The organism is Gallibacterium genomosp. 3 (assembly GCF_001678475.1).
In the GTDB taxonomy this organism is placed as follows: Bacteria; Pseudomonadota; Gammaproteobacteria; order Enterobacterales; family Pasteurellaceae; genus Gallibacterium; species Gallibacterium faecale.
In genome coordinates this window covers 48,658-61,925 of the sequence record NZ_JTJR01000034.1, presented here as the reverse complement: position 1 = coordinate 61,925, position 13,268 = coordinate 48,658, and the positions used below count along the sequence as shown (strand labels likewise).

Below are 13,268 nucleotides of genomic sequence, written 5' to 3'. Positions count from 1 at the left end.
ACGAATAAATAGGAACACGAATTATGTACAAAACATTAAAACGCTTATCTCTCGCCAGTATTGTCATTGCCAGTTTCGCACTTGCTGGTTGTCAAACACCACCAAATACTATTACCTTCAATCCACCTGCTGCTGTCGGTCCATTTAATACCCAAAACCAAACAAGCAGTGTGAGTGTTGCTTCACGCGATTTACGTGCAAACCAAGCAGTTTCACAATACACAAATAATGGTCAATTATTCCCTGTTTACGCACAACCTTCAGTTGCAGAGTTATTCCAACAATCATTGCAACAAGACTTAAATAGTAAAGGTTTCCGTGTATTACCGGGCAATGCACCAGCTAATGTTACAGTAAACATTAAACAGTTCTATGCGAATGTGAACCAAGGTAATGTGCGTTATAAAGTTGATGCCTCAGTTCAATTAACCATCCAAGTGCAAAGTGCTAAAGGTGAATATAGTAAAAATATCGAAACACGCCGTTCACAAGAAGGTGCTTTCACTGCGAAAACAGAAGAAATCCAAAAAGTGCTAGGTCAAGCATTTGACGATGCGGTGAAAGAAATTCACCAAGATCAAGAAGTGGCTAACGCCATTAATCGTTTATCTCACTAATAAAAAATTCCCTCGTTCAGCTATCCTGATACGAGGGAATCTTTATTCAATACAATAAATCAAACTTAACCGCGTAAGCTTTTCACTAAAGCAACTGCTTCTGCTGTTAATTCTGTTACTTTAGCCCAATCACCTGTCGCAACAGCATCATTTGGAATCATCCAAGAACCACCAATAGTTTTAACACAATCAACAGCAAGATAATTCGCCACATTTTTTGGTGAAACACCGCCAGTTGGGCAAAAACTTAATTGTGGTAATGCAGCGGAAATTGCTTTTAATGCTGGTGCACCACCATTAATTTCTGCTGGGAAGAATTTAAGATGATCATAACCAAGTTCTAATGCTCGCATCATTTCTGATGGCGTTGCTGTTCCTGGAATTAAGGCAACATCACTCGCTGCTGCGTGTTTTAATAAGGCAGGTGTTGCCCCCGGAGAAATCACAAATTTTGCCCCTGCTGCTACTGCTTGATCATATTGTTCAGCTGATAATACTGTGCCCGCCCCCACTAACGCATCTGGCACTTCTTTACTTAATAATTTAATTGCATCTAATGCCACTGAACTACGTAAAGTAATCTCAAATACATTAATGCCACCTGCTTGTAACGCTTTTGCCATTGGTAAAGCATCTTCTAATTTTTTAATCACCATTACCGGCACAACTGGTGATGCACTAAACACAGCTTGAGGTTGTAAAATCCACTTCATTACACTTTCCTTCCTATATAAATGAAACACAAAACGGCAATAAAAGTAGCACAAGACAATAGAATTGAATATAGAAAATCTAATTTTTTTGAATCAAAATCAAAAAACCGATTAAACAGTAGCAAGTTACCCAATAAAAATGTCGGAGGTTATCCGACATTTAAAAAAGAGAGATTATCGATAATAAAAATTATATATTAATTTCCCTGTAACTGAGCCTGCTGTTGGATTGCCTGTTTTAGTATAGAAAACATTATAATTTTTAGTATAACTCCCACCACGAATATTTGTCGCAAATTGTCGAGTACTATTTACATTAACAAATTGTGAAGAAAATGCTGTCTGATAACGAATTGCAACATCATTATTTTGTTCATAAATTTTTAAACCAACATTACGTGCAGCTCCAGATATTGTCGTATCTGTCATCAACACATCGGTTGTATTACTATTATTTATCCCATCGGTATACGTAATATAAGCATTATTAATTGTTGCATTTTGACAGTTTAATTGTAGTGGAAATGTTCCGCCATAAACCTGATTCTCATTTTTCAACTGTTGTAAGAAAATAGTCTCTAATATCACTCTCCTATCAGGTGACAAGGCTAATTCACAGGTTCTACCTAATGGAATATCATTCACTGCTTTTAATGTTAAATTTAACACTCTATTACCAAAATATGTTCCTGGCTGATACCCTGAGAAAACACAGCGTAATTCCATATTATCAGCTAATAATGAATGGCCAGCTTCCAAAACATTAGTACTAAACACCCCATTATTAGGAGGGGTTAACGTTACTTTCAGTGTTAAATAACCACCTGTACCTAATTCATCTATAAGTTGCCATGTTTGCCAATTCCCATAAATTTGTTTTAATGTTGGTGAAGTCGAACTTGCCGCTTCAACTTTTAAACCAAAATAAGGTGCATAATCCTGAACAATTCTGTTATATCGAATTTCATAACGTAATGTTCCTGAATAATTTGCTCCACAGACCGACTTTCCTGGATTTGGAAAATTCGCTGTATAGACGATTGTACCATCAGTATTTTTTACTCCTGTCATCATTAAATTTTCAGCTACTACCAAGGTATTTAAACCAAAGATTAAACTAAAATATGTACAGAACTTGCTTACTTTCATCTGCTTCATTCCTATTCCACTTGACACTGCACTGGGATAATCAAAGGTTGCCCATTATCATTTGTATCAGAAATTTGATAGTCAAACTGACATTGCTTTTCGCCCCAATTCAGCTGTAAAGTTCCTTTATTTGCAATACCTCGGGTATAAATCCGTCCACCTTGAGAAACAATGCCAACCGATTGTTTCTTTTGATCAAAGACTTCTGTACCAATTGGCGGATATTCACTCAAATTAGTTAGTTCAAAGAACACAACACTTCCTACTTTAGTCGAAAACTCAACCAGAATGGCACTATTTGCCCGCGGGATAACCTCTTGTTCCGTAGAATCTAACTCCACGCGATCAGGAATTTCACTGGTGTCGATACCAATATAATTAATCGCATAAGGATCAACATACGGCACAATCCCATTACCAAAATAATCAATTTCATTCCCAATAGCGCCTTTAATTCTTGCGCCTCTTGCCCCTTTAGCATGAATAATCGCAAAATTATCACTCAAATCATTAGATAACGTGATACCTTTCGGGTGAGCAACAACCGCCCCAGAAATATTCATCGACATCTGTTGATTATGTTGGTTATCTTGGCTCCATGAAGCGCCTAGACGTGCTAATGAACCATAATAGCTAGTATTCAATGAGAAACTACTATTATTTCTTTGTTTATAAAAAGTCAGGTTATAGTTATAGCGATACTCTTTACCTAGTACACCCGATAATGAAGTACCGCTAGCATATCCATCAGATTGACTATGCGTTAAGGTTTGTGACAAGTAAATAGGATTATCATTTCCTAGTGGAAGCGAGAAATTAAGATATATTTGATTCTCTTTTCTGCCCTCATTATCGCGTAGTTGGGAAAATGCAATACTATAATTTAGGCGTTTATAAGAGTTACTATAACCAAACTGGTATTCATTTTGGCGTTGACTGGTTTGCCAATAGGTTCGCGTTGTACCAATTAAATAGGTCGAACCCCAGCCATCTTTCAATGGCTGATTAACTGAGATCTGGAATTGATTTTTCGGACGATAATTATACAAACCAAAGTCTAATGATTGCTCATCATCAAACTCACTCTCATTCACTCGTACCACATCATGTAGACTATAATAATCCTTGGAAGAATAGCGGTACGCTGCTACGGTAACATTTGTATTTGTTGGTTCAATATGTGTATTATAACTGGCATATAAGCTATATCCTTTCTTTCTTACACCTGAATTTTTGAACCTTGCATTGGAGAAGACCGCATTTGTGGCAAAAGCGCCGATCGGCGTATTAAAAGACAATCCCACTAACTCTGCATGATAATTCTTAGTAAGATTAGCTCCTAAATTCAAAGTAATATCATTACTTAACCCATACTGCCATACAATTTGCCCGACCTTGGTATTTGAGAATTTATTATCGTAACGATAACGCCCTACTGAAACTTGATAGCGGCTATACCCTGGACGCACTAATTCCGCTACCGCGGTATAAGGCACTATAAAGGAATGACGTTCACCATTGGCTTCTAATACTTCTACTTGAATATCGCCTGCATAAGAATCTGGATAAAGATCATCTATCTCAAATGCCCCTGGTGGTACATTCACCTCACGCAGAATATTCCCATTTTGGCGAATGGTGACATGCGCATTGCTATTTGCTGTACCACGAATAATCGGCGCATAGCCACGTAATGAAGTCGCTAGCATACGTTCATCAGAAGTTATCTGGATACCACGTAAAGGGAAACTATCTAACAAACCGCCACGTGTATAGAAATCACCTACTGTAAGCTGTCCTCGTAAAAATGGTACATCACGTTGTGCATAAGTGATGACTCGTTGATAAGGCAAACGTTGATTATCTTGCCAACTTAGTGAGCCACGATGATGCAATGACCAACCAAATAGATTCACTCCCGCATCAATGCTTACATACTTTTGCGTTTCTGTTTCACCACCATAACGATAACGATATTGCGAAGCATCATAGCGTACAAACGCAACTGGGACACCATCTTGCCATTGTGCTGGCGAAATATAACCGACTGGACGTTGCTCTACTAATGCTTGGGGTAAATCAATATTCAGTTGTAAGGTAGAAATATCAAAATTAACTTTTGCTTCAGGTACTAATTGTAAACTTTGGCAATCATCTTGTAAGGCAGAAGATTCTATAACCGCCTCCGGTTTTAAATCTAACAATGCTAAAAGGGTTTCGCTACGGCATAATACAGCCTGTTTTTGCTTAGGAAAATCAGCAAAACGCAAATTAATTCGCCCTCGTAAATGGCTATTCACATAAACATCCGCCACATAATTCCCTGCTGGGATAGGATTACCATAACTAAAACGGCTAATATCAATACTTTGTTTAATATTGCCATTTAAAAAAGCTGCATCAAACTCTGCAAAGTCATTTGCCAAACTAACCCGATAACAACTAGCTAATATACTTATACATAATAGCGTACGGGCATACTTACGATAAGATGGTAAGATTTGTTGCAACATTGAATTGTTCATGGTTATTCCTTTTAATAATAGGCTGATTAGCCTTGTTACTGCGTTTGGCTAACGCCTTTTAGAACTCCACCATAATCATTCAGTAATGACCAAGTTACTGTAGCTTGTCCTTTGAGAGGTCGAGAAAGTACATAAGTCGTTTGTGAGAAAGGGGCAACCATATCAATATCTTTTGCACTTGCTTTATTCCCCCCTTGTTGCACGTCTATACTAAGATAAGACATGTAATAAGGAGTTGGGTTATTCACCACAATCACAGATTTCCCTTTCTCATTGTTTAAACGGAACTGCACTTTGTTATAACTGTCATTCACAGACATATTTAATTCCACTGGGCGGAAAAACAGTTTAATTCGGCTACGGAACGCAATTTGTAAGTAATTTGGGTGTTCTGCTTGTTGTTCAGCCGTTGGTTTTGGCGGAATATCTAGCAGATTAAAATAAAACACGGTCTCCCGATCATTCGGTAACGGTTCGCCAGTATAAGTAATCCGTAAAGTTTGTCCTTTATTAGCCTCAACTCTTGTAACTGGTGGCGTAATCACAAATGGTGTTTTCACTTGTTCAGGCGCGACATTTGGATCGCCATTATCAATCCATGATTGAACTAATGCAGGTAATTTATTCTCATTATTTAATTGCACATTGACTGTTTTTTGATTAGAGGGATAGATAATGCGGGTGCCAATAATAATCACATTAGCTTGTACCAAAGTAGCACAACATAAACTTAACATTAAGACTAATTGGGTAAGTCGTTGATATAAACGATACATCATAATACCTTGCAGGATAAAAATAAATTATCGAACGGTTCCCCGTTCGACAAAGATAGGATAGAAAATATTAATTATTGATAATCAAGGATATAATCAACATAGCCACGAACACCGCCTGGTGAAAGTGTTGCACCATTACCTGTAGCTGTAAGAGGAAGTGTAGAGTAATAACGAACTGCGTAACGTAAATTTACATTACCGCCTGCTGTAGCTGTACCCATATCAGTAAATTGTGAGCTTTGTCCATTTGTTCTATTAGCATCTGTATTAATATCAATTGGAGTTACACCATCTTGATCAAGTAATTGTAACTCAACCCCCTGAGCAGCAGTTGTAACTGAGGTTGGTATTTGTGTTGTTCCTGGTGCAGTAGCATGCCATGTGCTGTCTTGATTCGGAGAATCATTATTTTGGAATACATTCTTGATACGTCCACTAGCATTAACTTTACTATTACCAGCAAAATATGCTCTTACTTTAGTCACACCACCTTGAGCTGTACAATCTACTAATTCAATTTTGAAGCCTGTTGTACCTGCTGTACTTCCTACTGTTGGGAATGCATTTTTTGACACAGTTGGTAACACAACGCGTTTATTCCCTTCATTATCTTTGATATGACAAGTCACATCAACAACTCGCCCTTCAAATGTAATTGTTCCACCTTGTTTATGAGTATCTGTCCCAACACCAGTAGCTGCTAGCACTACTTGTGATGTTAAAGCACTGACTAATGCTGTTATTAAAAAAGATTTTTTCATTTTTAAATTTCCTAAAGTTATATGTAAAAGAGATTACATTATATAGATATTCAGGGGGGGGGGAAGAGTATTTATTGATTTAAATCAATATTAACCATATATAATTACCAATTAATTTAATTGCCTTTATCTATTAAAATAAAAAATTTGGCTTGATTCACTAAACAATCACTCAAAAATTTACCGAAAAACACACATAACCATTTGATTAATAAAATAAATAAAATTATGCAACATAAAGTTACTATATAACACAAAAATAAATAATGTTTGGTAAAATTATCAAAATGAATTTATTTACTTTTCAAATATAATACCTATAAAGTAAATTTTACATCACCAGACATACAATAAAATAAGGTAGTAATACAGATATAAAAAACTGTTGAATAGCTTACGCTACCCAACAGTTCATTCAATCTTTATAAACGCGAGTGAAATAATACGTTATAAAATATTGTCAAATTCTACAAAGACTTGTTGTGGCCATACACTTGATTGAACTTCACCGATATGTTTTTTATGTAATAAGAACATTACCATACGAGATTGCCCAATCCCACCACCAATAGTTTGCGGTAATTTACCGTTAATTAAATCTTGATGCCATGCAAATTGTAAACGGTCTTCATCGCCTGTAATCGCTAATTGACGGCGTAATGCAGCTTCATCCACTCGAATTCCCATTGAGGATAATTCAAATGCAGTACCAAGTTGTTCATTCCACACTAAAATATCGCCATTTAAACCTTTGTAATCGCCTTCTGACACAGTTGTCCAGTCATCATAGTCAGGTGCACGTACATCATGTGGCTTACCATCAGATAATTTGCCACCAATACCAATTAAGAATACAGCACCGTGCTCTTTACAAATTGCATTTTCACGCTCTTTGTCGCTCATATTTGGGAAACGTTTTACCAAATCCTCCGAATGAACAAAGGTAATCTCTTTCGGTAAGGTCGCAGGGATATGAAAATGTTGTTCTACTAATGCTTCTGTTTCACGAATGGCACGATAAATCGAACGCACAGTATCTTTTAAATAAGCTAAAGTCCGTAATCCCTCTGGAATTACACGTTCCCAGTCCCATTGATCAACATACACAGAGTGAGTACGGTCTAACGAATCTTCATCTGGGCGTAATGCCTTCATATGCACAAATAACCCTTCACCCGGTTTGAAATCAAAACGTCCTAAGGTATGGCGTTTCCATTTCGCTAATGAATGCACAACCTCAAATACAGCCCCTTCAATCTGTTTGACTTTAACTTGTACTGCTTTCTCTTTACCTGATAAATTGTCTTGAATCCCGTTACCAACTTGGCTGATGATTGGCCCTTGAACTTCAACTAATCCCAAATGTTCTGCTAATTTTGCTGTGAATGTATTCTTCACAAAGCTAATTTCTTGTTGTTGTAAAATAAATGATTTTTTCATGATAAATTCTCTTCCAAAAAATAACGGCGCTTATTATTCAATAAACACCATTCTTTTCAAACACTTTTACGGATTATTTCAATAATCGTTAGAATTTATCTAAAAAAGAAATATTATTTTTATCTTTTTTCTAATTTATAACTTCTCAGCATGATGAATCAGGACAAATTTTTCCCAAAGTTCATCTTGGTTTTCATCATGCAGTGGATCTTTTGTGATGCAATTTGTAATTGGACAAACCTTTTGGCAGGTTGGCGTTTCATAATGCCCAACACATTCTGTACATAACGCAGGATCGATCACATAGATCTCATCGCCCATTGAGATCGCTTGATTTGGACACTCTGGTTCGCACATATCGCAGTTGGTACATTTATCTGTTATTAATAACGCCATAATTTTAAAAGGAAGTAAGTTCGCAAAAGTGGCTTATTTTACATGGTTCTTTCTATTTTTATAATTGCTTTTTTTTGTAATTTATTTTATCTATAAAAATAAATCAGAAACTAGTCAAAATAAATTTGATCTAGACCACGCTTTTATTGCAATGAGCTGTTATAATGATTTCATTCTTTTGAATCTAAAAATCACTCCTATTTAACTTTTAAGAGGGCTTAAAATGTCAGTAATTAAAATGACCGATCTTGATCTTGCAGGTAAACGTGTTCTTATTCGTGCAGACCTTAATGTTCCTGTTAAAGATGGCAAAATCACCTCCGATGCTCGTATTAAAGCATCTCTTCCAACAATCAAATTAGCATTAGAACAAGGCGCAAAAGTGATGGTAACTTCTCACTTTGGTCGTCCAACTGAAGGCGAATATAACGCTGAATTCTCTTTACAACCTGTTGTAGATTACCTAAACGATCTTCTTAATGTTCCTGTTCGTTTAGCAAAAGATTATCTTGATGGCGTTGAAGTTGCTCCAAATGAATTGGTTGTGTTAGAAAACGTTCGTTTTAACAAAGGTGAGAAAAAAGACGCTGACGATTTAGCACAAAAATATGCAGCGCTCTGTGATGTGTTTGTAATGGATGCATTCGGTACTGCACACCGTGCGCAAGCATCAACCCACGGTGTGGCAAAATTCGCGCCTATCGCTTGTGCGGGCCCATTACTTTCTAACGAATTAGAAGCATTAGGCAAAGCATTGAAAAATCCACAACGTCCAATGGTTGCTGTGGTTGGTGGTTCAAAAGTATCAACTAAATTAACTGTATTAGATTCTCTTGCAAAAATCGCTGATAAACTTGTTGTGGGAGGCGGTATTTCAAATACTTTCGTTGCAGCGCAAGGTAACAATGTAGGTCTTTCTCTTTATGAAAAAGATTTAATTCCTGAAGCACAACGTTTAATGGCAAGTTGCGATATTCCAGTAGCAACTGATGTTCGTGTCGGTAAAGAATTCTCTGAAACTGCACCTGCAACTGTGAAAAAAGCAACTGAAGTCCTTGATGATGAAGAAATTATGGATTTAGGGGATGAATCAGCAGAAGCAATCGCTGAAATCATCCGTGGTGCAAAAACTATTCTTTGGAATGGTCCAGTAGGGGTATTTGAATTCCCTAACTTCCGTAAAGGTACAGAAATTGTTGCGCGTGCTATCGCAGAAAGTGATGCGTTCTCTATCGCAGGTGGTGGTGATACATTAGCAGCTATCGATCTTTTCGGTATCGCAGATAAAATCTCTTATATCTCAACTGGTGGCGGTGCGTTCCTTGAATTCGTTGAAGGTAAAGTATTACCAGCAGTAGAAATTCTTGAACAAAGAGCAAAAGGTTAATCATCTTTCTTAGAGAGGGGAGTAATTCCCTCTCTCTTCTCCACTTAAAATAGGAAAATACTATGTCTAAAATTTTCGATTTCGTAAAACCAGGTGTATTAACTGGTGATGAAGTACAAAAAGTTTTCGCTATTGCAAAAGAAAAGAATTTTGCGATTCCTGCAGTAAACTGCGTAAACTCAGATTCTGTCAATGCAGTATTAGAAACAGCTGCTCGTGTAAAAGCGCCAGTAATTATTCAATTCTCAAACGGTGGAGCCTCTTTCTACGCAGGTAAAGGCATTAAATTACCTGAAGGCAAACGTGCTGATGTACTTGGTGCTATTGCTGGTGCGAAACACGTTCATGCATTAGCTGAACACTACGGCGTTCCAGTGATTCTACACACTGACCACGCTGCGAAAAAACTTCTTCCATGGATCGATGGCTTATTAGAAGCTGGTGAAAAACATTTTGCTGAAACTGGTAAACCACTTTTCTCTTCTCATATGCTTGACCTTTCAGAAGAACCATTAGAAGAAAATATCGAAATTTGTAAAAAATACCTTGCTCGTATGGACAAAATCGGTATGACCTTAGAAATGGAATTAGGTATTACTGGTGGTGAAGAAGATGGTGTAGATAATTCTGATCGTGACCCAATGGATCTTTATTCAAAACCAGAAGAAATCGATTTAGTTTATACTGAATTATCAAAAATCAGCCCACGATTCACTATTGCAGCCGCATTCGGTAACGTACACGGTGTTTATAAACCAGGTAATGTAAAACTTACTCCAGTTATCCTTAAAAAAGGCCAAGACTACATTAAAGCAAAACATGGTTTAGCTACTGACAAACCAGTTTCTTATGTATTCCACGGTGGTTCAGGTTCAACTCACGAAGAAATTCAAGAAGCAGTTTCTTACGGTGTTGTAAAAATGAACATTGATACTGATACTCAATGGGCAACTTGGAACGGTATCTTACAATACTACAAGAAAAACGAAGCTTACTTACAAGGTCAATTAGGTAACCCAGAAGGCCCTGATGCACCGAATAAGAAATACTACGATCCACGTGTATGGTTACGTAAAGGTGAAGAATCAATGGTTGCTCGTTTAGAAGAAGCTTACCACGACTTAAACTGCCGTGACGTTTTATAATCAATAAACACTTTTCTTAATAATTAATCTGTTTGCCCCTGTTCCGCAGGGGCTATTTTATTATGACACCAACATCAACAGCGACAACACAAAATACTACACCAACTACATTGAAAAGAGTGACGTTTGCTTTTCTATTTATGGCTTTCTTAACCGGTATAGGTTCTGCTTTTCAACTCCCCGTGATGAGCCTTTTTTTAGCCAAAGAAGTACAAGTTTCATCTTTTGCAGTGGGGATTTTCTTTGCTGTGAATGCATTAGTTGGCATTGTATTAGGGCAAGTCATCGGTTTTTATTCAGATCGACTCGCTGATCGCCGTTGGTTAATTTTGTTATGCTGCATTATGGCAGCCGGTGGATATGTCATTTTTGCATATAGCCGTAACTATTGGGTACTGCTCACCCTAGCAGTCACACTCTTTGGTTTAGGATCAGCGTCTAATCCACAAATTTTCGCTTTTGCCCGTGAATATGCTAATCGTAAACAACGCCAAACTGTGATGTTTATGTCGATTATGCGGGCACAAATTTCTTTAGCGTGGATTATTGGCCCACCATTGGCTTTCTGGTTAGCCATTAATAAAGGATTCACATTTCTCTTTTTAATTGGTGCGGCAACATTTCTATTAAGTGGATGTTGTGGACGTTTTCTCTTACCACCACTTAACGACACACAACAAAAAAGTACAAAAACGACTGCATTACCTCAAGCACCACAACAAAATAAAACATCGGTTATTTATCTCTCTTTAACCTTAGTCATTATCTTTAGTTGTAATAGTATGTATTTGATTAATATGCCGTTATACATTACAACACAATTACATTTGCCTGAAAATTTAGCTGGTTTTCTGATGGGAACTGCTGCTGGATTAGAAATTCCTGTGATGATTATTGCCGGTTGGCTAAGTAAATTTATTGCCAAAAAACGCTTAATGATTGTTGCTCTACTCTGTGGTGTAATCTTTTATCCTTTACTCTTGGTCGTTACTTCTACTTGGGGATTAGTTTGTTTACAACTATTAAACGCCATTTTGATCGGTATTTTGGCTTCCATAGGAATGACCTATTTTCAAGATTTAATGCCATCTCAATTAGGTTCGGCAACAACGTTATTTACTAATAGTGCGAAAAGTAGCTGGATTGTTGGCGGTCCAATAGCTGGGTTTATTGGTGGTGCTTATAGCTATTATGATACGTTCTATTTTTGTTCTGTTTTAACGTTATTGGCGCTTTTTTGTCTTAGTCGAGTGAAAAATGTTTAAGGGGCTCCTACCAGCCCCTCTCCATCAACTATCAATAAGGCTCTAAACCTAATACCTTACGACCATTCACACTCGCAATATCCACCATCGCTTCTAAATGTGGAAAACGGCATCCTGCAGAAAGTAGGCTCAACTCTTGCCACATATCACCTTCACATAATGGCACCATATAGTCACAAATATTATCGGTGCCAATCGCAACCGTAATCCCCTCTGGAATCATTTCATCTGCTGGTGTCAATGCATTATGGAAAGGCATTAAGTCTTCTTTACGGTTACTATCAATCCACGCCATTGGGCAAGCGATCATCATCATTTTTGCCTTACGCATTTTTTCATAGAGTTGATAACGATATTCTCGAGAATGAGCTCCAATGGAAATGCCATGAATTGCAACAACTCGCCCTTCCATACCATGCTCAATAGATTTATCACAAAGCTGTTCTGTTTCTTTTTCTTTTGGGGTATTAAATTGATCAACGTGAACGTGCAACATTTTTCCTAATGATTTGGCTTTATCCATTAAGATATCCATTGCTTCAAGGCCTTTACCATAATCTAATTCATCTCGATACGGTAACCCACCAATGATATCAACCATCTCTGAACCAAGATCAAACCAATATTTTGCTACGGGATCAATCACACCTTTTAAGGTTTGGTTGGCAAATTTCAGCACAATATCATTTTTATATACTTCTCTGGCTTTATGCGCAGCGATAATTGCGCGATCTTCACAAATTGGGTCAATATCAACAAATGTACCAAATGCCGTCACCCCTTGTGAAATCATCAACTCAATCGCCTGACTAAAACGTGCATAATAATCCTCGACAGAAGAATTACGTTTCACTTCATCGACTAAATCCCATTTTTGCTGCAAATTACTATTATGATAAATATGCATTTTTTCTGGTGTCATTGTAAATGCACGGTCAGCATGAGCATGAGAATTTACCCAACCGCCTTTTTTAATAATTTCATCTCGCACATAGGCTTTAAAGGTACGAATATGGTTCATCGAAATTGCTCCAGTTTTGCAGTTAATTTAAGTAAACATCACGCTGGAAGGTAAATTGCAGGCAAAAAAA

The 13,268-nt window shown here is 37.2% G+C and carries 12 protein-coding genes; 4 read left to right on the top strand and 8 right to left on the bottom strand.

The genetic code is table 11. From position 1 onward, the window contains the following. The first annotated feature begins 23 nt into the window (after window positions 1-23). Window positions 24-617 carry a YajG family lipoprotein gene (locus QV06_RS08270; RefSeq protein WP_065237729.1) on the top strand — a complete coding sequence of 198 codons (594 nt, stop codon included), beginning with the start codon at window positions 24-26 and terminating at the stop codon, window positions 615-617. A gap of 65 nt (window positions 618-682) precedes the next feature. Here the strand turns inward: QV06_RS08270 and QV06_RS08265 are convergent, their stop codons facing one another. The 7 genes from QV06_RS08265 to QV06_RS08235 all read right to left on the bottom strand — a co-directional run bounded on the left by QV06_RS08265 (window position 683) and on the right by QV06_RS08235 (window position 8,380). Beyond that, on the bottom strand, window positions 683-1,330 hold the full coding sequence (locus QV06_RS08265; RefSeq protein WP_065237728.1) for a bifunctional 4-hydroxy-2-oxoglutarate aldolase/2-dehydro-3-deoxy-phosphogluconate aldolase: 648 nt from the start codon (window positions 1,328-1,330) through the stop codon (window positions 683-685). Between the two features lie 174 nt (window positions 1,331-1,504). Beyond that, a complete protein-coding gene (locus QV06_RS08260; protein ID WP_065237727.1) occupies window positions 1,505-2,488 on the bottom strand; it encodes a fimbrial protein in 984 nt (327 codons plus the stop codon). A 2-nt stretch (window positions 2,489-2,490) separates the two neighbouring features. Further along, window positions 2,491-5,004, bottom strand: coding sequence for a fimbria/pilus outer membrane usher protein (locus QV06_RS08255; protein WP_065237726.1), 2,514 nt, complete (start codon window positions 5,002-5,004; stop codon window positions 2,491-2,493). Between the two features lie 35 nt (window positions 5,005-5,039). Beyond that, window positions 5,040-5,783, bottom strand: coding sequence for a fimbria/pilus periplasmic chaperone (locus QV06_RS08250; protein ID WP_082985074.1), 744 nt, complete (start codon window positions 5,781-5,783; stop codon window positions 5,040-5,042). Between the two features lie 71 nt (window positions 5,784-5,854). Then, window positions 5,855-6,544 carry a fimbrial protein gene (locus QV06_RS08245; protein ID WP_065237725.1) on the bottom strand — a complete coding sequence of 230 codons (690 nt, stop codon included), beginning with the start codon at window positions 6,542-6,544 and terminating at the stop codon, window positions 5,855-5,857. Between the two features lie 447 nt (window positions 6,545-6,991). After that, complete coding sequence (gene asnA / locus QV06_RS08240; RefSeq protein ID WP_065237724.1) at window positions 6,992-7,984, bottom strand: aspartate--ammonia ligase; 993 nt, start codon at window positions 7,982-7,984, stop codon at window positions 6,992-6,994. A gap of 135 nt (window positions 7,985-8,119) precedes the next feature. Beyond that, window positions 8,120-8,380 (bottom strand): YfhL family 4Fe-4S dicluster ferredoxin, encoded by a 261-nt coding sequence (locus QV06_RS08235; protein WP_065237723.1) that lies wholly within the window; start codon window positions 8,378-8,380, stop codon window positions 8,120-8,122. Window positions 8,381-8,603: 223 nt separating this feature from the next. Between QV06_RS08235 and pgk the strand changes: the two genes are divergently transcribed. The 3 genes from pgk to QV06_RS08220 all read left to right on the top strand — a co-directional run bounded on the left by pgk (window position 8,604) and on the right by QV06_RS08220 (window position 12,177). After that, on the top strand, window positions 8,604-9,767 hold the full coding sequence (gene pgk / locus QV06_RS08230; protein ID WP_065237722.1) for a phosphoglycerate kinase: 1,164 nt from the start codon (window positions 8,604-8,606) through the stop codon (window positions 9,765-9,767). Window positions 9,768-9,829: 62 nt separating this feature from the next. Then, window positions 9,830-10,912, top strand: a complete 1,083-nt coding sequence (gene fbaA, locus QV06_RS08225; protein WP_065234417.1) for a class II fructose-bisphosphate aldolase — start codon at window positions 9,830-9,832, stop codon at window positions 10,910-10,912. 62 nt (window positions 10,913-10,974) lie between these two features. Next, entirely contained in the window at window positions 10,975-12,177 is a 1,203-nt protein-coding gene (locus QV06_RS08220) for a sugar efflux transporter (protein ID WP_065237721.1), read from the top strand. 31 nt (window positions 12,178-12,208) lie between these two features. On the opposite strand, the gene QV06_RS08215 is transcribed toward QV06_RS08220, so the two are convergent. After that, window positions 12,209-13,198 (bottom strand): amidohydrolase family protein, encoded by a 990-nt coding sequence (locus QV06_RS08215; RefSeq protein WP_065237720.1) that lies wholly within the window; start codon window positions 13,196-13,198, stop codon window positions 12,209-12,211. Window positions 13,199-13,268 lie beyond the last annotated feature (70 nt).